The 24,716-nt window shown below is 38.2% G+C and carries 13 protein-coding genes and 1 pseudogene; 6 read left to right on the top strand and 8 right to left on the bottom strand.

Features of this window, described 5'->3' with window-relative positions:
• The first annotated feature begins 45 nt into the window (after positions 1-45).
• Positions 46-912 (top strand): MBL fold metallo-hydrolase, encoded by an 867-nt coding sequence (locus ACMAYL_RS12195; protein ID WP_103218171.1) that lies wholly within the window; start codon positions 46-48, stop codon positions 910-912.
• A gap of 16 nt (positions 913-928) precedes the next feature.
• Here ACMAYL_RS12195 and ACMAYL_RS12190 read toward each other — a convergent pair whose 3' ends face one another.
• On the bottom strand, positions 929-1,987 hold the full coding sequence (locus ACMAYL_RS12190) for a CNNM domain-containing protein (RefSeq protein ID WP_103218170.1): 1,059 nt from the start codon (positions 1,985-1,987) through the stop codon (positions 929-931).
• A 183-nt stretch (positions 1,988-2,170) separates the two neighbouring features.
• Between ACMAYL_RS12190 and ACMAYL_RS12185 the strand changes: the two genes are divergently transcribed.
• Positions 2,171-2,620 (top strand): CBS domain-containing protein, encoded by a 450-nt coding sequence (locus tag ACMAYL_RS12185; RefSeq protein WP_103218169.1) that lies wholly within the window; start codon positions 2,171-2,173, stop codon positions 2,618-2,620.
• 31 nt (positions 2,621-2,651) lie between these two features.
• On the opposite strand, the gene ACMAYL_RS12180 is transcribed toward ACMAYL_RS12185, so the two are convergent.
• Both ACMAYL_RS12180 and ACMAYL_RS12175 read right to left on the bottom strand, forming a co-directional pair.
• Positions 2,652-3,011: a hypothetical protein gene (locus ACMAYL_RS12180; RefSeq protein WP_103218168.1), complete on the bottom strand. Its 360-nt coding sequence runs from the start codon at positions 3,009-3,011 to the stop codon at positions 2,652-2,654.
• Between the two features lie 33 nt (positions 3,012-3,044).
• The gene (locus tag ACMAYL_RS12175) at positions 3,045-3,431 is read right to left on the bottom strand and encodes a hypothetical protein (protein ID WP_392992642.1); all 387 of its coding nucleotides are present in this window, start codon (positions 3,429-3,431) and stop codon (positions 3,045-3,047) included.
• Between the two features lie 99 nt (positions 3,432-3,530).
• On the opposite strand from ACMAYL_RS12175, the gene ACMAYL_RS12170 reads away from it, so the two are divergent.
• Positions 3,531-4,325, top strand: a complete 795-nt coding sequence (locus ACMAYL_RS12170; protein WP_103218166.1) for a hypothetical protein — start codon at positions 3,531-3,533, stop codon at positions 4,323-4,325.
• On the opposite strand, the gene ACMAYL_RS12165 is transcribed toward ACMAYL_RS12170, so the two are convergent.
• From ACMAYL_RS12165 to ACMAYL_RS12145, 5 genes and pseudogenes are all read right to left on the bottom strand, one after another.
• A complete protein-coding gene (locus ACMAYL_RS12165; protein WP_412471136.1) occupies positions 4,322-11,575 on the bottom strand; it encodes a tandem-95 repeat protein in 7,254 nt (2,417 codons plus the stop codon). The genes ACMAYL_RS12170 and ACMAYL_RS12165 overlap by 4 nt on opposite strands.
• 355 nt (positions 11,576-11,930) lie before the next feature.
• The gene (locus ACMAYL_RS12160; RefSeq protein WP_412471135.1) at positions 11,931-12,983 is read right to left on the bottom strand and encodes a hypothetical protein; all 1,053 of its coding nucleotides are present in this window, start codon (positions 12,981-12,983) and stop codon (positions 11,931-11,933) included.
• A gap of 67 nt (positions 12,984-13,050) precedes the next feature.
• Positions 13,051-14,343: a Na+/H+ antiporter NhaC family protein gene (locus tag ACMAYL_RS12155; protein ID WP_103218164.1), complete on the bottom strand. Its 1,293-nt coding sequence runs from the start codon at positions 14,341-14,343 to the stop codon at positions 13,051-13,053.
• 67 nt (positions 14,344-14,410) lie between these two features.
• Positions 14,411-14,710, bottom strand: coding sequence for a CBS domain-containing protein (locus ACMAYL_RS12150; protein WP_370446913.1), 300 nt, complete (start codon positions 14,708-14,710; stop codon positions 14,411-14,413).
• Between the two features lie 39 nt (positions 14,711-14,749).
• Positions 14,750-14,833, bottom strand: a pseudogene (locus tag ACMAYL_RS12145) (phosphoribulokinase); the annotation flags it as partial.
• Positions 14,834-15,041: 208 nt separating this feature from the next.
• On the opposite strand from ACMAYL_RS12145, the gene ACMAYL_RS12140 reads away from it, so the two are divergent.
• The 3 genes from ACMAYL_RS12140 to ACMAYL_RS12130 all read left to right on the top strand — a co-directional run bounded on the left by ACMAYL_RS12140 (position 15,042) and on the right by ACMAYL_RS12130 (position 24,715).
• The gene (locus tag ACMAYL_RS12140) at positions 15,042-17,024 is read left to right on the top strand and encodes a BCCT family transporter (RefSeq protein WP_392993651.1); all 1,983 of its coding nucleotides are present in this window, start codon (positions 15,042-15,044) and stop codon (positions 17,022-17,024) included.
• Between the two features lie 142 nt (positions 17,025-17,166).
• The gene (locus tag ACMAYL_RS12135) at positions 17,167-18,651 is read left to right on the top strand and encodes a hypothetical protein (RefSeq protein WP_412463209.1); all 1,485 of its coding nucleotides are present in this window, start codon (positions 17,167-17,169) and stop codon (positions 18,649-18,651) included.
• Between the two features lie 139 nt (positions 18,652-18,790).
• Positions 18,791-24,715: a tail fiber domain-containing protein gene (locus ACMAYL_RS12130; protein WP_412471134.1), complete on the top strand. Its 5,925-nt coding sequence runs from the start codon at positions 18,791-18,793 to the stop codon at positions 24,713-24,715.
• The last annotated feature ends 1 nt before the right edge of the window (position 24,716 follow it).

Here is a 24,716-nt window from a genome sequence, read left to right as displayed (position 1 = left end):
ATGTATTTTCCCATAAATTTATTTACTCTATGATAGGAGGAAATTATGGATAATTTAAATATAAAAACATTCTTTGATGAGCAAACTTACACACTAACTTATGTTGTTTATGATGAAGTGACGAAGGATGCTGTGATTATCGATCCAGTTCTTGATTATGATCAGGCATCATCAACTATCACAACAGAGTCAGTTGAAAAGGTTGCTATCTTTGTTAAAGAAGCGGGACTTAAGCCTCACTATATTCTAGAAACTCACGCTCACGCGGATCACCTTACAGGAGCATTAAAGCTCAAGGATTTCTTTCCTGGTGTGAAAGTGGCAATAAACGAGAATATCAAGATTGTTCAAGAAGTATTTGGTGAACGATTTAATATTCTAAAAGAGATTAAACTTGAGGACTTCGATGCTTTCTTAAATGAAGAAGCGCCACTTGTTGCTGGAACTATTGAGATCAAAACGATTTTCACTCCTGGACATACTCCGGCATGTTCTTCATTTGTAATTGGAAATAATGTTTTTACGGGAGATGCTCTTTTTATGCCAGATTATGGTACAGGAAGATGTGACTTTCCTGGTGGGGACGCAAATGCTCTTTATGATTCAATTACAAATAAACTTTACACGCTACCAGACGAGACTAATGTCTATACAGGACACGACTATCAGCCAGGTGGAAGGGAGTTAAGGTATAAGAGCACAATCGGTGAGAATAAGAAAACGAATGTGCATCTTAAAGCCGAAACTAGTCGCGAAGAGTTTGTAAAATTTCGCACAAGTCGCGATAAGACGCTTGCTGCTCCAAAACTTCTGCTACCGAGTATACAAGTAAATATTCGTGGCGGGCATATGCCTGCACCTCAGGATAATGGTGTAAGATACCTTCAAATGCCACTAACATTTAAAGATTAAGGTTCATAAGAGGGCACTATAAGTGCTCTCTTTTTTTTTCTTCTGCTAAAATCTCATCTTTTGCCTGACTCTGTAGATCTTCTACTTCATCAAATTCATCCATGATTTCAATCCCAAAGAAGGTCTCAACAATATCTTCAAGTGTGATTACCCCAAGTATTGTGCCGTAATCATCACTAACCATGGCGATATGTTCTTTTTCTCGAATGAAGCGTTTGAAGAGGTTTCGAAGAGGAGTCTGGCGATTAATAATAGCAATGGGCCTGATGATATCTAATTCATAAAGCTTTTTAGCGCTATTGTCTTCGATAATTGATTTGGCAATATCCTCTTTATGGATGTAGCCACTGATGTCGTTAACATTCTCACCATAACATGGGATACGTGTAACAGGTGCCTTTAGATCGTAAACAGATGAGATAGTGTCTTCAATATTAACCATGAAGACCTTGCGTGCGGGAGTCATAACTTCTTCAATCACTTTTCGTGAAGCGAGTAGGGACTCTTTTAAAAACTCACCTTCATCTTTGGCAAGGGCCTTCGTTTGCACACCTAGCTCAATCATTGATTCGACTTCTTCACGACTCATTTTATGCTCAGGATCAGTTTTTAACATCCTCATTAATGTCATTGAAATAAATAGAATCGGCTTAAGGATAAAGATTAGTGGCGGTAGAATCTTTAATAAAAATGGAGTTAAACTTTTCCAATAATGGTGTCCGAGAGACTTTGGAATAATTTCTGAAAGATAGAGAATGGCCAAAGTTAAGACAATAGAAACAGCGGAAAGATAATACTCTAGGTTTGCACCACTTATTCCCATATCTTTAAATATTTGAATCGACTCTGAACCTACACCTGCTGCACCAAGAGTATGGGCAAAAGTATTAAGTGTGAGGATTGCGGAGATGGCCTCATCTTTATTTGAGGCATACTTCTTTAATGCTGAGGCATAGCTACGGTTCTGACGCTGAGACGCTAAGATGAAACTAGGGGTAATTGATAGCAGAACTGCTTCCATGATCGAGCATACAAAGGAGACGCCAATCGAGATGACTATATAAACAATTAGCATTTTTATACTTTAAATTGGCTTTAATTTTGTGTCAAATTAAGTAACGGCCAAAAATGATGCATAATGTATATTAATTTTTAGTACCTTATCGTTTTTCTCGGTTTTAGGCACTTGTTCATAATGATAGCTAAGGGGCCAAGTTTAAGTTAAAATAGTGAGGATTAATACAAAATTGAGGTTTATATGAAAGTAACTGAATTTATGACTAAAGATGTAACAACTTGTCGCGATACTCAAACTGTTGCAGATGCAGCAAAAGCAATGCTTGATCTAGGTGTGAGTGTTATGCCAATCTTAGATAGCGCTGACAAATTAGTTGGTATTGTAACTCAATCGGACTTCATCGGTAGAGAAGTAGAAATCCCACATGCTCTTGCTTCTATTAAGAGACTATTTGGAATGGACTATAATCTTGGTGACGTTGAAGATATTTATAAGAAAGCTAAGAATAAGCCTCTTTCAGAGATTATGACAAAGAATGTAACGACTGTTACTTCTGACTACTCTCTAACAGCTGTAGTAGAGCTTATGATGAAAAAACAACTTAAGAGAATTCCTGTTTGTGATGGGGATAAGCTAGTTGGTATTATTACTAGAAAAGATATTTTAAAAGCTTTCGAAAGCGTAAAATAATAAAAAAGGCCTCGTGTGAGGCCTTTCTATTTTATTGCATCTCTGCTGTCATTTCACATTCAACTGAATCTACATAGTACCAGTTAGCTTCTTTTGTATTGTGGTCATAACCATCAAATAGCCAAGACTCAACTGTAATTTCGTAGTGATCAAACATATTTTGATCGTATCTTTGCTTTCCTGTGAAAGTTGATACGAACTTGTAATCTACGATCCCTTGATCAACAACAACTTTTTCTTTCTTTGTTGCTACAAGAGTAAGGTCTTTCATTACGTTACACTCGTTGATGATTGCATCAACGATTTTGTCGTTGTGACGAGCTTCAAAAGTTGAGTTGATAATTGAAGCTGATGCCGAAAGTGTCATTAGTGCTACTAAAATAAATTTCATTTTTTTCTCCGTTGTTTATACGTGTATTAATAATTAAAGATTACAATTTCCTTTCACATCAGATAGTAATTGAATGGAAAGCTTCTCTTCGTAACGGCGCCAGTTACTATAATCAGCATCTTCAATTTCGATCTTGATGTCATTAAGGTTATTTCCAATATTATCTAAGTGTGTAAGCTCAATTTTGTAGTAGTAATCAGTAATACCCTGATCAACTTTATCTTTTGTAATTGCAATGTTTTTAATATTAAAGCGCTCTTGTGCTATTCCTAGAGAGCACTTCGTCAGTTCTTTTGAAAGATAATTTCTAATTTCTTTTTGAATCTCAAACTGTCCTGTTAGGATTACTTTTCCACGCTCAACACCGTTTCCAGCATAAGTTGTAAGGCAAATTAGTAGCAGAGCAATTAGCTTTCTCATTAATTATTATCTCCAAATTTTATTAATGAATGAGTTCTATAATTCCGATAATCCATTGAAAAGTATTCTATTAGGCGATAATCGCCTGTCAGGAGATTTATGGTTCACTTTGGTCAAGATTTGGTTAAGATTAGAAAGGCATACGGGCATAAGAGTGCGAAATCATTCTATGAAATGTTGGCGAAGAAGGGATTGGAGTGCAATTATCAATATTTCGTTAAGATTGAAAAGGGGAGTGCATTTCCTTCGTCTGTTATCGTTAATCAAATTGCAAAGTGTTTAAAAACAAAAGATGCAAATGCACTTATTCTGAGCTTTTGTCGTAATCAATTTTCTTCTTTTGATTATTTATTCAAGGAGAGTAATCAGGAAGAGGAGAAGCTGGAAGAAGTTATCTCAAAGGCCAATCAGGGGCAACGCTACCTTTCTGTTATGCAAATAAATGCTCTAGCACAAACAAAGTCTCATTACTTCCTATTTCTCATTTTAACTCTTTCAAGAAGTGCTCTCGATATTAGGGAGCTTAAAACATACTCCATTAAAAAGAGTGTTGTTAATGATCTTATCAAGGCCGAAATTGCCTTTGAACAAGATGGCCTAATCTATGCTAGATCAACTGAATTTCGCTTTCCAAAAGAAGAAAGTGAGACAATTAGCAAGGCATATGGGAAGTTTGATGATTGGGATATGGAGTTTGGTAAAAACTTTAAGTTTCAAAATCTAGTGAATAAAATGATGATTCGTAGAATATCACCAAGATATCTTTCTCTTATTAAGAATCAAATTGATTCGATATCAGATATTGTGCGTTTATCAGATGAATCAGATAATCGTTATAATAACGAGGTTCTCCACTTACATATCTCTCTTAATAGAGGGCAGTTACCTGGTTAGTTTAGGAAGTACTCTGCGATACCATGTAAACCATTTTGGTGGAATGGGAAAACGATACGATTTGGTTTTCCATTTGCCGCAGGCTTGTAGAGGATACGATAACCGTGACAAGCGGCCGTTCCTGGAATCGGAAGAACTGTTCGTAAATCACTAACAGTATCCCACTTAATTAGTTCGTAGTCTTCTGTACAGCCATAAATGATGCTTCCTACTTTTACAATAGAACTGAAACTTGTCGCACCGTAGTTAAACGATGAGAAAGAAGTATAGTTATTTGATAAATGTCTAAATGTTTTAGCACCACTTCTATCGTATTCCATTTCAAAAAGTATTTTTCCAGCACTACTATCCCAAGTCGATGCATTCCAGTGTTGTCTAACATTTTTTAAAACACAATTTTCCCCTGGCCCTACTGGACAAGAACCTGCTCCAGCATGGACGCCTCCACCTGTTCCTGCAATAAATTGAGACATTCCATCCGTTGTTGTATAGCGGAAGATCGAGTTATTATTTGCAGTTCCCGACCAAGAGTAGTGTCCAGTTAAAATACCGCCATTGTAGAAACCATTAACAGAAGGGGTATAGTTACCCATATCAATTGTTAAGCCATCTACTGTGGCCGTTGTGGTCCAACTTCCTCCACCGTTTAGACCCATAAAGTGTGACCACTGATTTGTAGCTCTTGAAAGGAGGCAGACATTATCCCAACGACAAGGGAAGTAGATGTCACCATTGGCCGGATTTGTTGCCATAGAGAAGTTTTGCGACCATCCTCCTGTATCAAGCATTTGTGTTCGTGGGTCAGCACTAATACTAAAAGAGCCGCGAGCAAGAACTCCATTTCCGGCCACTCGAATAACTTGGTTGATTGATTCGTTTGGTTGAACTTCTCGAATGATTCTTTCTTGTGAGTCAACAAGAATGATATTATCTCCAACACCATGGTCAATAAATTGAATATTTCCAAAGCGAGCATCCTGACCGAGTCCATTGTCTCCAAATGACTGTGTTTGTCCATAGAGTGTTTGGACCTTTCCTTGAGCATCAATTACTCTGATCGTATTGGCATCGACAAAGAAGAAGACTCCATCTTTGTTAACGAAGAAGTCTTGTAATCTAATTGGACAACTCGTTGCAAGTGTTCCATCTGGGCAAGTACCATGAATACCATTTCCTAGTTTTGTCGCTTCATAAGAGTTTGTTGTAGGGTTATAACGATTAACTCGTGTAGGGTAACCGATGTGATAACTCCATCCCCATGTACTTCCATCATTCGTAGATCTTCCATACGCATCTACACAAGTTGTATCGTGGCTTGGAATCGCTACACCAGTTGCAACAAATGTAGAAGGGTCAATCTCTTCTCGCATATAGTATGAACAACCATTTAGACCACGGTAGTATTTTGCAAAAAGTGAAGTAACTTCACTCGTATTAACGTCAAAGCCAATTTGATAAGCAGAGATGATTTCTGTATCCATTTCGGCCGTGGCAGAAGTGTTTCCACTAATTGCACTTGTTGGAGGAGAGCTTCCACCAGTACCTGAAATTCGTCTAGATTCTAAACGTGGTGAAGAAAGAGAGCCTTTGTAAATTCTAATTAAGTTATTGTTGCTTACACGATTTGTTTGATCGTTAAACCAAATATCACCATTAGGTAGTGGCTGGAACATTGAATATGAATTACCACGGTTTAAATTGAAATCTCTTGGGTCTAGAATAATATCACTACGATTTGTACCAATCGTTCCATCAGCTTTCATTCCAATAATTGTTTCAATAGTCATGGGAACGACTGTTGTATCGACACGACGAATTGAATTCTCGTCCCAAATCAGGAGGCGATCTTGAAAATCCATTGTGATTTTTTGTACATCTTTTACAGATGCTTGATCAACAGTTACACCGTCACCAACCTCATCTCCAATTGGGATTAGTTGCTCAAGAACGTTTGTGAAAGGATTGATATAAAGAATACCTCGAACCTTATCGTTAAAGAATATCTTCCCATCACTTGTAACTGCAAGGGAGTATGGTGCTTGTGTTGATTTTGGAAAAAGTTGGGCAGACTTGGCCGATGAGCCAGTTCCTGGGTCAACATTTCCTGCAAGAATTTTAAACTTCGTCGAGTTAAGTGCAACAGATGTTGCTGAGGTATCTTGATTTGCACTATCTGCAGCGGTAACACTTAGCCTAAAATACTGTCCATCAGCAAGAGGGAAAGTCCACTGGTAGCATGCTGTTGCATTGTCATCAAGTGGATTTGTTGCAGAGTTAACTTGCGGGCAATTATTTGCACTATTATTTAGATTTTGTGCCGAGACAATAGGGTGAAACTCGATGTCATCAGTTGTATAATATAATTTTGTTGTTCCATCTGGAATCGTTTTATTATCGACTGTTCTCCATGAGATATATACAGTATCACCATTATTAAATGTTAGATCAATATCTTCTACTGGACTACTTGGTGAATCAGAATTAGTAACAAAGAATTCCGAGATAACAGGAGCCTGATCTGGAGTATAGTTCATTGTTACAAAGTCTTTACCAAGAGTTGCATCAGGGTTAGATGAAATATTTCCAGCTAGATCTTTTACCCAAACAGATACTTTAAAGTTTGATGGAGCAAAACCTAGAAGGAAGCTATAGTCGCGAACAGGCATAAACGTATTTAGAGTAAGCCCTGGTGAAGGAGCATCCATAGCTTTCCAGCACTCGTCATTAGCGCTTGGCAGAGTTGTATCATTTCCTTTAAGGCAGAAATGAGTAATGACTGTATCGAGGTCTTCTGCATCGAATTCAACGCTTACATACTTAACTGCCGTAGGAGTCGGCGTCGTCGATCCATTAATTTTGAAAGTTGCTGTGTGAATGAATGGGGCACCTAAGTCCTCAACGATCCTAAATGAGTTAGAGATCGCTTCGCCTGTCATGCCATTATCATCCGTAAGAGTTACCTTAAAGCGAACATCATTATATAGTGTTCCTGAAGGGACAGTGTAATTATAGCTAAATGGTGTATCAGAGTGAGGGCCATCAGTCGCTACAGAAGTAAGCCCAAGTTGTGTCCATGTAGAACCACCATTATATGAGACTGAAAAAGTATGATTCTTTGTTGCACTGACAGTGGCCTCTGTTGTTTTCCATTTTATTGCGTAGTTTATTCCCCAAGGAAGTGTCGGAACATTATCAAAAGATAGTGATGGAGCAAGGGAGTCATAAATAAAGTCGATACTGTCGTAAGCTGAAATATTACCCACAGGATCTTTTCCGTAGATACGCAGAGTTCGGTATCCTTGAGTATTTAATACACTTGGGTCATAAGAAATAGCGCCAATGGCCGTCGAACAATTTTGCCAAGCTGAATCAGAAGCTAGTGGTGTTGTCGTTGATTCACTAATTAAAACTTGAGATATATCATCACAGCTCGCTGCAGTCAGAGTCATCGGGTTCGAACTTGTTGACGTACCGGCAGTAAAGTTTACTGGTGTAAGAGATGGTACTGTCGAAGTCTCATCATTAACAGTAATAGTTAGAGTTGTTTCTGTCGTTGACTCTAGTTGACCATCATATACAACGTACTTAATTGTAACTGTTGTATTTGTGTTTACAGGTGCAATATAGTCACATACTAGATCACTTCCATAGCTTATCTGGTCAATACAGTTCGAAAGTGTCCCAACGGCAGGAGCTTGAGTGATCTTATATTGTAGTGAGCCAGTTGCTGTCTCAACATCACTTCCTGGGTCTAAGTTTATTGTGTATAAAGTATTATCTCTAAAAATTAATGAACTATCTGCCGCTGCAACTGGTGCATCATTTAAGGCGTTAACAGTAATGTTAACAGTGGCCGTTGTTGAGTTATATTCTCCATCACTAACTTGGTAAGTAAAATCATCTGAACCATTAAAATTAGAAGAAGGAGTATAAGTACAAGATCGACTAGTACCTTCATCACAAGTTAAGAAACCATTACCGGTAGAAAGAGTTATCGTATAGTTTAGAATATCACCATCAATGTCTGCACCAGCATTAAGATCAAATGTAATAGGCGTATCTTCATCTGTCGTTATTGACTGTGTCGCTGCTAGAGTTGGGGCGTCGTTAACAGGAGTAATATTAATTGTTACTGTTGTGACAGTTGCTGAATCGGCTACTCCATCATTTGCACGGTATGTAAAAGTATCCACGCCGTTATAGTTTAAATTTGGAGAATAGTCACAGTTAAGGTCTCCATCTGCTGCCATACAATTTGTAAGTAGACCATTCGATGGGGGAGTCACAATCGTATATGTTAGAGTGTCTGGATCAACGTCTGTAGCAGATTCGACACTAAAGTTTATCGGTGTGTCTTCTGGCGTTGTTATGCTGAAGTCAGCGGCCATGACCGGAAGGTCATTAATAGCATTTATCGTAATCGTAACAGTTGCTGTCGATGAGTTAATTGTGCCATCATTTACATAATAAGTGAATGTGTCGACTCCGTTATAGTTTAAACTTGGAGTGTAGGTACAACTTCTATTTGTACCCCCTGTACATGAAAGAATTCCATTACTTGTCGTTGAGGAAACATGATAAGTTAGCGTATCACCATCTATATCGGAACCAATGTTTAAATCAAATGTAACAGGTATATCTTCATCTGTTGCAACAGCTTGTGTTGTCGGAATGGTTGGAGTGTCATTAATTGAGTTTACAGTAATCGTAACAGTTGTGACTCCTGAGGAATCAGCAGTTCCATCATTTGATTTATATGTAAAACTATCTGTTCCGAAATAATTAGCACTCGGCGTATAGTCACAGTTTAGGTCATTGTTACTTGCTAGACAATTTGTTAGTGCTCCATTAGTAGGAGGTGTAACAATCGTATAAGTAATAGGATCACCATCTGTATCAGATGATGGATTAACATCAAAGTTTACCGGAGTGTCTTCGTCTGTCGTAATAGAAAGATTGCTTGCGGTAGTTGGGATAACGTTTTCTGAAGTATAGTTTAAATTTACTGACGTAATGTCAGTATCGCACGTCCAAGTCAATGTCGCAGATTTTGTACCTTTAGTTGTTGGTATTGCTTGTACTTGATATGAACAGCTCTGATTGACACTTAAGTTGTTTGACCCACAGTTGTCATTTATAATTTGGAATTCACTCGCATTTGTCCCTGAAAGCTGTGGGACAGTACAATTCTTTGTAACTCCCGTTCCTGAGTTGGTAATTGTAAATGTTTGGGCCATTGAGATTGAATTATTTGGTACTCCGTTAAAATTGTGACTTGAAGGAGTTGTTGAAAGGAGTGCTTTTTGTAATTCAAAAGTATTCGATTCAATTGTCGAAGTATTTCCTAGAGCATCAGATAAGCTAATTCTAATTTTAGCATTCGTTTGTGCTCGATCGGGTAGTGTAAAACCATGATTAAAGGAATTATTTATTAGCACTCCATCTGCAGAAGGTGTACTCGACGAAATTGTTGTCCAACTTGTTCCATTTGAGTCAAGAAACTCAATTGTATGAGGAAGAATGGCAAGGCCATGTTGCTCTGAAATATTCCAAACGAGATTAAAGTAAGTATCTGCCCTAAGGGCCGCAATACTAGGAATTGTGATTTCTGGAGGTGTCTGATCAATGACAAAATCTATTTCTTTTGGTGAGCTTATTTTTGAATTATGATCAATTGCCCATAAGTAGAGTTTTCTCGACCCATCTCCAGTAGTAATTATTTTTATGATATTTTGAAAATTCTCATCCGTACAATCTATATTAAACTCAGGAGCTGTTGGTGCAGATGAGCTCTCTGTTATTGCAAGTTTTGAAAAGGTTTCACAATTTGTCATTAGACCTGGAGATATCTCAGTTCCTGTTAAAACCTCAAGGTTTATTGCTAGATTATTCGTCGGATTATTTTGAGAGGCTGCAAGTTGTATTGACGGTGCTGTAACAGGGGAGGTATCAGTAAAGGTCGTTCCAATTGTTGCATCTGGGTATTTCCATGAAAATTCATGATATGGTATGTCTGCATTTCCTCGAATTACATTTCCAGATCCATCGCTTTTACCTATAAAGAGAGAAATAATAAATTCATCACTATGGTTTGCTGATGGTGTGTAAGACCAGCTTGCAGACTTTGACATCAATACTGGTGCCGATGGTGTTTTCAAATCTTCTAAATACCACTCATATGCTATTTCATAATTCACAGACCAATGGTCATATGCTTGGATTGTAAAGAGGTAGCTTTTCTTCTCCTCAAGTGACTGAGGAACTGTTATTTCTTTAATATCAGGTAGTGAGTTCTCAAGAATTGTATGGGCATCACTAAATGAATTATCAAATGTATCACTTATCGTTGTGTTGCTTTGTAGTTTTGAATATGTCTCACTAAGATTATCATCTGCATTTATTTGTTGCTCTAATTCACTAATCATTAAAGAAACTGTATGATTGTTAATCGTATTTACTTCATCTTTTAATTTCGTTTTAACGACCTGTGAAATAATAGTCGAAGCTTGGGTAATATTTTGAGGGTCAGTGAAACTCGTTACAATTCTTTCAAAAACATAATTACAGCCAGAAGTTCTAAGAAAGTATTTTGTTGGGGCCAGCATATCAAGGCTTAGATCAAATGGATCAAATTCAAATAGTGTCTCTTCTTCTACTGCATTTCCTGAAAGAGGATTGTCTGCAAGAGGCGTCATTGTTGCTAAGTCAAAGAGTTCAACTTTTGCATCACTACAGTTTATATCAATTGGCGCCGCATATGCCTTCGAAATAAGAGAGATTGATGTGGTCTTAAAGTACTCTTTAAGAGGTGGGATTGTTCCATAGATATTAGGTCTTTTTGGAATATAAGAACTGCCACTTCCTTTTTTACTTTCTGTCGTTTCTTCTTGTTGAGCTACTTGCTCTTCTTGTACTTTTAGTCCACCAGTTGAGACTATATCTTCATTTTTATCTTGCTGCTCATTTCTATTCTCTTTAGATGGTGACTCGCTAAAGTATTCCATTGATTGTTGATAGTAATCAGGTGAGGTGATTAGAGGAGTTGCATTTGCTACCTTAGAAAAGTTTCTGGCCACCTGTGCAGAAACTTTTGAGACTCGAGCATCTTGTTCGTAGTTGTCATATGAATTTGAATTATTTGGTGTTGTTGCCTCTGAAGCAATTCCTCTTCTATATCGACTTTTGAAACTTTCAGATTTTGACTTTTTTGACTTATTTGTAATGCCATTTTTTTTATAGTTTTTTAACAAGTGTTTATTTTGTATTTTATTACTAGAATATTCTTTCTTTGGATTTTCTGAAAAAATAAAAACATAACACACTATAATTGCGAGTGATAATATAAGTAGCTTTGGATTGAATATCAGCTGGCCTATTTTTTTCATATCGCTGTCTAAATTCCCCCAGATAATTTTATTTACTTAAGTATCACTAAAATTTATCGGAATTCTTAACTTTTTATTAAGTTATCATGACTTCAATAGTCTATTTACTATCTGTGTAAGTACTTAAAAATTGGTTGAAGATGCTTTTAGTAGAAATATGTAAGTGATAAAAATAGTTTGCGATGGCCACTAAATAGAAATTAATGGCCAACAGAGTAATTTATAGAAAATTTTCTAGGAATGTATCTTTTGCTTTTAAAAAGTGAGGATATTTCTCATCTTTAGCAATTGCTTTCTTTAAATATTTAAGAGTGCACTCATTTGTACTACACTTAAGTTTTGACTCTTTGATTAATGAGTTTAGGTAATCTTCGACAGGACGAATGTGACATTTACTTTCTTGTAAATACTCCTGGCCAAGAAAAATGTAATCACGAATAAATGCGTACTTCTTAGGAGAAACTTTTTTTAAGTGTGATGGATTTAAACGGTAAGCAGCGATACTTTCGGCTGCATCTTCACTTGGATTTGTTTGACCGTATAAAGAAACCATTTCGTTACGATTGTATCTCCATCCCATTGGATGGTCGATCCAACCTGACATATCCCACCAAAATGAGGAATAGTTTAGGTTGTAAAAATAAGCGAGGTTATGGCCAAGCTCATGAAAAAGGCTGTAAGCCTTTCCATCTTCATCAAGTTCTCTATCCCATGGAGCATAAAGTTCAATAGAAGCATTTGCAAAGATCATCCCATGAGTACCGTATCCTATATCTTCTTTTATATGACGAACTAATCGTTTGCTGCTCCATAATTTGGGAAGGTGAAGAGGCAGTAGGTTAACACCTTTAATAATGGCATCCATTTGTTCTAGATCAAGAAGTGCTGCATCTTTATTTGCGTAAGGAGAAGTGTTGAGTCCATATTTAAAAAGTAGAAAGATGGACTTTTCAATAAGTTCATCACTTTCAAATAGCTCTTTAAGTTTACAGCTTTTAGATTGGCACTTACTTGCTGCCAATATCTTGTCTTTAAAATCTTCTTTAGATTTTAATCCATCGTAAACATAGTTTTTAACTAGGAGAGAGTATGCCTCATCTAGTTTAGTTGTTAAGTATGGTTTTGCAAATTGAGAGATCTGCCAATTCGTTGGAATCTTTGTACTACATTTTGCACTATTTACTGTATCAAAGCTTGCGGCATATTCGCTTAAAGCTAGTGTTTGGATTGATAGGGCAATGAATAATAAATACTTAACTAGGGAATTTTGCATAGGTCTTTATGACAAAAATCCCCATTCATCTCAATTGAAATAGAAGAAATCGCAAAAATTATACGCTCTAACGTCTTGTAAAGATGAAACCTAGAGCAATAAATGGAAGAATCATACAATAATAAGAGTTTGTAACGACTTCCCATGGAGATATCTTAAAAGTAACTCCAAGTAGTAGTGCCTGGGCGCCATAAGGAAGTAGCCCTTGAACCACACAGCTAAAAATATCAATTAAAGATGCGCTTCTTTTTGGGGAAATATCACCTTGTATAGCAAGCCTTCTTGCAATAGGTCCAACGATGATAATCGATACAGTGTTATTAGCAACACATATATTTGTAAGTGCAGATAAAAGCCCAATTCCAATTTGGTCTGCCGCTTTTTTATTTATATGGGCAAGTTTAGAAATTAGTTTTTGAATCTTTCCAGAAATGTAGTCAAGGCCGCCCTCTGATCTAATAAACTCACTTAGACCGCCAATTAGAAGAGAGAGAAGAAAGATCTCTTGCATACTACTGAAGCCTCGATATGTAAGTCCGATAATAGTTGAAAAATCAAAACCATTGAAAAGAGCAACGATTCCAGCAAGAATAATCCCGCCAGATAAAACGACAAATACATTTACTCCTAAGATGGCCAGGAGAAGGATGAATATATATGGAATTCCCAAATAGAGATTTGTTGGTTTATCAATCGTGACATTTGGTGCAGAGATTAGAAAGAAGTAGAGAATGATAGCTATAAGTGCCGCAAATGAAGCAATCTTAAAGTTCTCTTGAAACTTATCTCGCATATTACAACCTTGGGTTCTTGTGGCCGCAATCGTTGTGTCTGAAATAACTGAAAGGTTATCCCCAAACATTGCACCAGACATTACTGCACCTGCTAGGATACCAAGGTTGATATCTGTTTTGGTCGCCATTGAAAGAGCTATTGGACCAATTGCACCGATTGTACCCATTGATGTACCCATGGCAGTTGAAACTAGCGCTGAAATAACGAAAACACCTGGAAGAATGAGAGTGTTAGGAATTATTGATAGGCCTAAGTTAACAATTGCATCAACTCCACCTGTCTCCGTCGCAATTGTAGAAAATGCTCCAGCAAGAAGGTAAATTAGGCACATTGTAATAATATCCGGATGCCCAATTCCTTTTACAAACTTTGAAACATTATTATTAAGCGTATCCTTAGTAATAAAAAATGCAAGAAAGATTGCTGGGAGAATGGCAATTGGTGCAGGTACTTGATAAAAAGCATGTTTAACACCTTTCATTTGAAAGTAAATACCAGTTCCTAAGTAAATAACAACAAAAAGTAGAAGTGGAAGTAGAGATATTTTTTGCTTAATATGTGACATAGAAGTACCTTCAATACAGTTTTTTTTTATGTATTATACTCCATTATCATAAGCCAATAAATTGCGTCTAGAGAAATGACTTTATAATATCCTTACGTGTAACAATTCCCACAAGCTTATTATCTTTTATAACTGGAACACGTTTAATATGTTTCTCTATCATGAACTGTACATAGCCTTCTAGGTCAGTATCTTCTGTTAGTGACTTAACATTTCTACTCATGACATCGCCAACTCTTATTTCTTTTATTTGCTCGTACGATTTTTCAAGCTGAGTAAAATTTAAATTCTGACCAAAGGCCTGTTTGAGTTTGGCCATGGCATGAGGGACTTCAACTTCTTTTCCAACAAAGTCTGATTCAGTGATAATTCCAACGACATCTCCATCGTCATTGAGAACGGGTAATGCACTTATTTTTTTATCGCACATTAGCTTTGCCGCATCCCTGATTGATTTATTCTCTGTGATAGTAATTGGTGTTTTTGTCATGATGTTTTTAATGTCCATATTTTCCTCGTTTTTGTAACAAGGGTTATAACGGACGTTTAGAGAGATGTGTTGAGTTATCATTTTGTTAAAGTAAATCAAAGAAATTTAACTTTAAAATAATTAACTAATTTGTCGATAGGTAGGTATTGGTTTTTATACGTTATTTTGTGTTGGATCCGTTACGGGCCCAATTAAAGGGGAGTTTGTTATCAATAAAGAATCGAAATCGACTAATGAAGTCGAATCAACTATCAACAAGAATGTTTTCTTTTCTTCTGCCTTCTTTATTCTCTTAATCACTGCAATCGGCTCAATTTGGCCTGGTCACTTAAGTCAGTTTTTTAAAGGAATTCAAGCTTGGCTAATTGCTAAGACAAGTTGGGTTTATGTTTTATCAATGGGAATCATTTTATTTACTTCACTTTGGCTTATGGTCAGCCGCCTTGGTGACATTAAGTTAGGACCTGATCATTCTGAGCCTGGTTATACAAACCTTTCTTGGTTTGCCATGCTCTTTTCTGCAGGAATGGGAATTGGATTGCTCTTTTTTGGAGTGGCCGAACCTATTATGCACTTCTCTTCACCTCCTGTAGGGGAAGCTCAAACAATTGAGAGTGCACGTGAAGCAATGAAGATTACCTTCTTTCACTGGGGCCTTCATGCTTGGGGTGTTTATGCTCTTTTAGCAGTTTGTCTTGCTTACTTTTGTTATCGAAAGAATCTCCCTCTTCTTCCTCGCTCTGCTTTTTATCCAATACTAGGCGACAAAGTACATGGTGTTGCAGGTGATGTCGTGGATACATTTGCCGTTATTGGAACGATGTTTGGTGTTGCGACTTCCTTGGGTTTTGGTGTTGCTCAAGTCAATGCAGGTCTTCACTATTTAATTGGCATTCCTCAATCGGAAACAATCCAAGTCATTCTCATCGCGATTATTACAGGGATGGCGACAATTTCAGTTGTTCTTGGATTAGACGGAGGAATTAAGAAATTATCTAATATCAATCTTGTTGTCGCAGTCATCTTACTTGTTGCGGTCATGGCATTAGGTGATACAGTACACTTATTTCAGCAGTATGTTCAAAATACAGGATCATATCTTTCAGATATTATCTATAAAACTTTTAATCTTTATGCTTATGAAAAGAAAGAAAAGTGGATTGGTGGTTGGACACTTCTATATTGGGGATGGTGGATTTCATGGTCACCATTTGTAGGAATGTTTATTGCACGTATCTCAAGAGGACGCACGATTCGAGAATTTATGATTGGAGTTCTCTTTGTACCGGCCGGTTTTACATTTCTTTGGATGACGGTTTTTGGAAACTCTGCAATTAGTATTGCCTTAAAAGATACGAGTGGAAAATTTGTCGAAGCGGTTAATGGTAATGTTCCAGTCGCACTATTTCGCTTCTTTGAATATTTTCCTTTTTCTGCGGCACTCTCTGTCTTAGGAGTTCTTCTCGTTGTGACTTTCTTTGTGAGCTCTTCTGACTCTGGTTCTTTAGTTATTGATACACTTGCTTCTGGTGGTCAAGAAGAGCCACCGGTTTGGCAAAGAATTTTTTGGGCGGTTACAGAAGGTGTTGTTGCAGCAATTCTCCTTCACTCTGGTGGTTTGGATGCGCTACAGACGATGACTATTGCCTCCGCCTTTCCGATGATCATTCTCTTAATGATAGCAATTTATTGTTTGGTGAAATCGTTACGAGCTGATTTACTCTTGATGAAACAAGTTCAAAATCACACCACGACTATTCAATATGAGCAGTCCAATACAACATGGCAGGAAAGACTTGATTCTCTACTTAGCCATCCAAAGTTTAAAGAAGCTGATAAGTTTTTAAATGAAGTAGTTGAACCTGGCTTAGTTGAGCTTCAGGAAGAATTTAAAAAGAGAGGACTTGATGCTAGATTAAATACTAACAAAAAGGATTCTATCTCTTTAGTTATTCACAATGAAGAAGTGGAAGACTTTAAGTATGAGGTATTTCTTCGCTCATTTGAAGTTCCTGAGTATGCACCCGATGAAGAGCATGAAAAGTACTATCGTGCTGAGGTTTTTCTACTAAGTGGTGGGCAGGAATATGATGTTTTTGGTTACACGAAGAATCAAATTGTTGCCGATGCGGTAACTCAATACGAGAAGCATTTTCACTTTCTTCACCTTTCAAACTCAGAGCTCGTTTAATGAAGATAGGTCATGCTGACTCTAAAATTTGGCAAATAATATTAGCTATTTACTAATTTATACGCCTTTTCCTACTAAATTATTGTTCTTTTTAAAGATGTATTAAAATTAACCGATAAGAAAAGTAGGGGAAGGTGTAACTTTGAGTTCAGAATTTCGTTCGCTATTAAGAAATATTTTTGGTGCAGGTGTAATCGCTGCAGTTGTTTCTTATTTTAGCTTCCTGGCCCCCGAATCAGGAACTTCTCCTGAAGATAAAATGCTATCTAAGTCTAGTGATGCTCAGGAGAATATAGCAGAGTTTGAAAGAGACGAAGCTGGCCGCTCTAAGCGTCGACCTTCTTCTTACGAAGAAGAGATCAGTCGCCAATTTCCAACAAGAAAAAGAAAGGAAGAATCATCACGAGTTTCAGTAGGTGGCAAGGTTGTAAGAGATCCTGCTTACGAGGCCCAGCAACTTGAAGGCTCTGGCCACGAAGAAAATTATGGTGGCCCAAGTGGGAGTGGAAGTATTTCTGCAGGAGGAGGCTCAGCTTATATTGGCTCTTCTGATAGTGGTGGAGATGCTGGAAGCCTAGTAGGAGAGGGTTCTTCTTCAAATAATTTCTCGTCAGATAGTGGTAGTAGCGCAAGTGATGGCCCTAGTACTTCAAGCTCAATTGCCTCAATCACTAATAATGATTTAGGTGTTAAGACAGGCGCTTCAAGCTCAACGAATGATGATAATGATAACACTAGTAGCTCATCTTCTTCTAGTTCAAGTGGAAGTAGTAGTTCAAATGATCCAGTTATCACTCCTGTAACTTGTTCTGTGGATCGTGCAGAAGGGATGTATTCAACAACAATCAATGTCACTATTACTTGTAGTGAGTTTTCTAAAATTTCATATTGTTTACAAACTGGTGGGGGATTTTGTGACCCTGTCTCATCTCCAACAATTTACTCAGGGCCGATTGCTGTTGGTTCAGTAGATGGAGAATATGGCCTATCGTTCTTTGCAGAGTCGATGAGCACGACAAGTTCAACAGAGGTGGCCGAGTTTACATATACTATTGATTCAACTCCGCCAGACTTATTGGTAACTTTCCCAAAAGTTTATGCTCAAACAACTGCTAATGCCCTCCCTAATTATACTCAGTCGGGTGATTTTGGTAAGGCCAATTACTACTATCATCAAATCAATTTTAAAGGGACAAACCCAGGAGCAGGGGGACTAAATTGGACCTGTGATCAAATTTATCATGACTACGGTACTTCTGGCTTTTCATCAATCGCGACAAATGTCGATGTCTCATCTCTTAATCCTGCTACTGAGCAGATTGATCAATTGATCGGCATTGGTGATTTTGCTACTGGTGATAATTATATTGCAACAGTTTTGGAAGATCGAAATTTAGGGATTATCTCATGTCAGGTGCAAAATGTTGTGATTCGTGATTTCAATATTGCTGCATTCACGGCAACTGGAGCAACTCCTGTTATTTCTGGTATTCGCACAACTTATGGAAGCTTTGTCGGTTATGGCCACTTCCAAGCTACTCCAAATACTTCTAATTCAGGTCAGTTAAGTAATGACCAAGGAATCACCTCAAATAAACAAGGTCTTTATACTGTAACTCATCAGTAGATTAATTAATAAGTTACTCATTTTATTGGCGGCTTTCTTAAGGCTGTGAAGATTCTTCCTCTCTAAGTCATTAAATTTCTTTCATTTAATCAATTGATCTAAAATGTCGATATGCCACTGTATTAACAGAGGAAGTTAGTTGTACGTTAGTAGAAATTTAACATTCTTTTTATTTCTTTTCTTAAGTCTATTCTTAAGTCATAGCGTAATTGCATCCACAACTAAGCTCGGCTACTCAGGCCGACTAGTTCTAGCAAACGGAACACCAGTAACAGGAACTCCTAATTTAAAATTTGATCTCTATTACTCTGGCTCTACTGGAGTAAGTAGGGGAACTGAGACAATCAACGCCGTTGCTCTTTCCAATGGTATTTACACTGTCGAGTTAGACTTTGCTGGCATTGCTGGGGTGATTGATGGTATCCCTTCAGGAGAATCTTTAGTCATACAAGTAACAGACATAACTGATGTTGGTAATCCTGTTGTTTATGATTTTCAAAATGTACTAGCAACTCCAATTTCGGTATATGCTAATCATGCTGCTCTTTCGAATAATTTAGTTATCGCAGCTACTTGCTCTCCTGGTCAGGTGGTTTCAGTAAACGCATCAAATGAACTTGAGTGCGTGGACCAAACGGCCGCTGTCGCTGTTGATTCAACGCTTGTTAACAATGCGGGAGTGATAGGATTACCAAGCCTTGTGACTGATAATACAACTTACTATTCTGTTGTTGTGGATGCGCAGGGACGTGTGAAGAGTGGTAATACAACACCGCCTTCAACAACGGCAAATGATATTCAGGACAATTTAATTGTTGATGCTGATATCAATACAAACGCTGGAATTTCTTGGACAAAGATCGATAAGACTGGAGCAACTCCTGGTGATGTAGGCTTAACTATTAATAGTGCAGGACCTCTAGGGACAACTACTGCTGTTGCAACAGAGAATGTTGTTAAGAGTTATGTTGATGCAACGGCCACAGCTATTGCAGATGCGAAAGTTATTAATGATATGAGTGGTGTGCAGACAACAATTGCACCTTCAGTTGATTCAGTGAAAAATTATGTAACGGCCCAAACTAGTGCTATTACATCATCTCAATGGACGGATTCAGGACTCGATATTTACTTTAATACTGGACATGTTGGTATTGGAACAAATTCTCCAACAGGACCGCTGCATGTTGTTGGAACAGCAAATGATGTTAATACAATGCGCTTTGGTGCCACCGACGCAGATGTGGCCGCTATTACAGATTATGCGAATATGGCAGGTCTTCTCATAGCCTCTGAGGGAATTTCAAATAGCTATCACAGTTTTAGAATTGTAAGTGATATTGATGGAGCAGATATTGAAAGTCTTGCTGTAACAAATGCTGGGCGAGTTGGTGTCGGTGTTCTTAATCCAACAGAGAAGTTAGAAGTTGCAGGTAATGTGAAGGGGACAGGGCTTTGTATTGGAGCTGACTGTCGAACTTCTTGGCCAACAGGAAATGCTGGAACTGTGACGTCAGTAACTGGAGGAGCGGGTCTTACTGGTGGAACAATCACTTCTTCTGGAACTCTTGCGGTTGATGTTGGGACAACGAATGGCAAGATTGCTCAGGTTGGAGTAGGTGATAAGTTAGCTGATTCAATTATCAATTATAACCCGGCCCTTGATGTTGCCTTAACTGGTTATACAACGGGCGCCGCTTCAAGTATTGCTGCTACCGATACAATTTTGCAAGCCTTTGGTAAAATTCAAGGACAACTCGATGCTCACGCATCCTCGATTGCGGGATCTGTAACATCGGTTACAGGTGGGACAGGACTTACTGGTGGAACAATCACTTCTACTGGAACGCTTGCGGTTGATGTAGGGACAACAAATGGAAAGATTGCTCAAGTTGGTGCAGGTGATAAGTTAGCAGATTCAATTATAAATTATAACCCTGCCATTGATGTTGCTCTTACTGGATACACGACAGGGGCTGCCTCAAGTGTTGTAGCGACAGATACAGTGTTAGAAGCTTTTGGAAAAATTCAGGCACAACTTAACTCACAAGCAACTTCCATTGCTGCAAACTCATCTTTAGTTATTAATTCAATGGCCGGAACGGAGACGACTCAGGCACCTTCAGTAGACTCAGTAAAGAATTACGTTGATGCTCGTGCGAGCCAGTGGACAACGTTAGCAAGTGATATTTATTATTCAACAGGCATGGTGGGAATTGGAACAGCTTCTCCACGCACGAAATTACATGTAACAGATACACTGATAAATAATGCAAATGTCGATGAGTCGGGACTTTATTCTCAGACTGTTCATTCGATTGATACGAATGGAGCTTACTCTTCTCGTGGAGCTTATGTTATTAATACGACTCAAATTGATTCCGGCATTACATCTTCAGGTATGCAAGTTGGGCAATTAACTCAGGCCCTAAGAAACGCAGGTGTAAGCGGAGATAATGGAACTTTAGCTGTGCAAACAGCATCTAATGTAGCTTATGGACATCATAGCTTTGATGGTACAGCTAATCCGATTACTACTGATGCATACGGGATCAAGGTAACAAATTATAATCGTTCAGGTACTGTGACAAATGCCTATGATCTTCATATTGGAAATAATAGTGGAGCAGGTGGAACAATTACAAATCGATTTGGGCTTTATCAAGTCGGTGCAACTTATAAGAACTACTTTCAAGGAAGTGTGGGAATTGGGACTAATTCTCCAACAACAGCATTAGAGGTTAATGGAATTGTTTCAGCAAATAATATTGGCTTAAGTCTTCCAGCATCAAACTCTCTTGATAGCAATGCACTACCTGCTGGTCTATATCGAACAAATACTTCAACGACTGGATCGCCAACTCCGGGAGAAAGTGGTGCGACCCTTAATATGCAAAGTGGTGTTGCAAGTGGTGCTGTTGCTCAGCTTCACATAAAGGCAAATAATACAGAAGACCCTCGTGCCTTTATTCGTCACAGTGATAACACTGGAGACTTTAAAGATTGGCAAGAAATTGTAACAGCAGATGCCACAGGTAATGTTGGAATTGGAACAACTGCAACGCAGAAGCTAACTGTTGATGGAAGTATCAATGTGACGGCCACTAATGATATTTGTATTGATGGTAGTGGTTGTTTATCAAGTGTCGTTGCTGCAAGTGGTGAACAAAATACGGCCTCAAGTGCTGGTGGTACATCAATTTATAAAACAAAAACTGGAACAGATTTAGTCTTTAAAGGTCTAACAAGTTCAAGTGATATTACACTTACGGAAAATGCCAATGATGTTGGCCTTGCTATCAATACAGCAAATGGAGCAAATGAACTCTTAAGATTAGATGCAAGTGGGCGTGTGCCAGCTTCTAATGTCATGGGCACTCCTCTTACTGGTTATACTGTAGGGACAAATTCAGTGCTTGCTCCAACTGATTCAATTGTAGATGCTTATGGAAAGCTCCAAGCACAACTGAATGCTCAATTTACTTCTATTACTGGCCTTGACACTGATGATGTGGCCGAAGCTGGTAACTTATATTTTACGGATGTGCGTGCTCAAACTGCGGCCGTTGTTAACTCAACTGCAGGTAGTGAAACAACTCAGGCTCCGTCAGTGAGTGCTGTTAAAAATTATGTGGATGCAAGAGCAACTCAATGGTCGACTTCGGGAAGTCATATTTACTATAATTCTGGAAGTGTTGGAATTGGAACTGCATCACCGATTGATAAATTTGAAGTGAATGGAAATATGACTTTAAAAGGTGGATACCTTACTTTACAAAGACCCGTAACCACTGGTAGTTGGGCCCGTGGTATGCACTATACACCAGACGGAAGTGTTGATTCTACTAGTAATGGGCTTGCAGGTTTTGGGCTACTAGGAAGTGCAACAACTCAACAGAAACTTTATATGACATTTGGAACTGCTCCTTGGAATAGTACAACTGGTATAATTGTTGAAAACACTGGGCGAGTAGGTATCGGGACGAATACTCCTCAAGGTCAAATTCATACATTCGGAACAGAGCCTATCTTCTTTGACCGCGTTTCAGGTAATCCTTCTCACTTACTCCTACGTGGAGCTAAGGGGACTATTGGTGCAGAGACAGCTCCATTAGAGAATCATGAAGTGGGACGAATATCTTTTACTGGATTTGATGGCACAAATTGGGCGACAACTGCGCTGGCCGGAATTTCAGGGCGAGCATCAGAAGACTGGAGCCCGACGACTAGAGGGACTGATCTCGATTTTAAAACTGTAACGAACGGTTCTCTATCAGAGCAAACAAGAATGATCATCGCAAATGATGGTAAGGTTGGGATCGGTTCATCTGAGCCTATTTCAAAACTTACGGTACGTGGAGCTGATGATGTCACTAATGGGCCAACACTAACTCTTGCTGGAGATGTAAGTAATCAATTTGAAGGCGGTCGTATTCGTTTTGCTGAGCCTAATAATACATTCCAAGGTGGATATATTCACTATGATGGAACGGGGCCAGACTATCTTCATATTGGTGTTCATGATACGGCCGACCTTTTAACATCAAGTGATGTAAATGCTATCAGCATTAGTCGCCAAACGGCGAATGTTGGGATTGGGACAAGTACTCCATCATCGCGCCTACACGTTTATGAAAATGGTAAACACTATCATGTTAATCGTAAGATTGATGGTTACTCACAAACTGAAAACTCGACTGGTGTAAATTATATTCTTCTTCACCGTGCCTATGATGGAGCTCTCTTAGACGAGCACTATGTAAATGGTGAAATTAATTTAAGGCGAGGTGGAACGGCTGCATGGAATCGAAAAGTTTCAGCACAAGTTAATACGGCCTGTGCGTATGATAGCTGTCGAGGAAATATTATCAATTACGGTGAATATACATACCTTGCTTATGTTACTTATAGCGGCGTAAAGTATGTTGCTCTTGCTATTCCTGATAACTCTACGATGTATAACGCAACTTTTACTGGTTACGCGTATAATGCTACAGGAGTAGAGCAATTAAGACTTGTCTATGATACAGATGTCACAAACGTTACAACATTTTCACAAAATGCTATACATACTAATGCTATAAATGTTGCGGCCGGGAATATATCAATGGCCTCTGATTATGCTCTTGGATATAATCTAACTTCAACAACTGAAAAGTATGCGATCTATCCACATCTCTTGGGACAAAAATCAAAAACTGGACTAGGGCCATCTCTTCCATATGATAATGCCATGAGTATTGAGTCTGATGCTCAGATAACTTTTGTTGAAACAGACTCAGACAAAGTTTCTGGATTTATGGATTTAAATACCAATACATTTGTGTGGGATGGAAATGTTGGGATTGGAACTATCGCACCAACTCATGCTCTTGAGGTCGCAGGAACATTTTCAGCGATGTCGACAACTGGAACTAAATTGTACTCAACTCGAGCTGACTCAGACTTTGATATAGCTCAAGGAAGTACATCGACTAAAAGGGCCTTTACAATACATGCAGGAGAAAATGGAACTGAAGTATTTGGCGCATATGCGAAAAGTGGAGCGAGTTACGTACCAGGAATTCATCTTAAAAATGTGTCGGGGAATGTTGGTATTGGTACAACCACACCATCTTATAAATTGCATGTTGCTGGGACAGTTGCAGGTAATGCAGCCTATGTGAATACATCTGATAAGCGCTATAAGAAGAATATCTCAGTCATTGAAGATCCAATTGAGAAAATATTGGCACTTGATGGTGTATACTTTGATTGGCGTAATGACGAATTTCCAGATATGAATTTTGTTGAAGTTAGAGATGTTGGTGTTATCGCTCAAAATGTAGAAGAAATATTTCCTGAAGCAGTAGTGGAAGATGAAGCTGGATATAAGTCTGTTGCTTACTCAAAATTAGTCGCACCTTTGATTGAAGCAACCAAAGCACAACAGATTTTAATTGAGAAAAATAGTCGAGAAATCGCAAACCTTAAAGAAGAGAATACTGAGTTTAAGGCCGAAAATAAAATGCTTAAAGACTATCTATGTTCAAAAGATCCTGAAGCTCCTTTCTGTGGACAATAAT

It is taken from the genome of Halobacteriovorax sp. RT-2-4 (genome assembly GCF_047085445.1).
Lineage (GTDB): Bacteria > Bdellovibrionota > Bacteriovoracia > Bacteriovoracales > Bacteriovoracaceae > Halobacteriovorax_A.
Note: the sequence above shows the minus strand (reverse complement) of the source record. Positions and strands in the feature narration are given on the sequence as shown.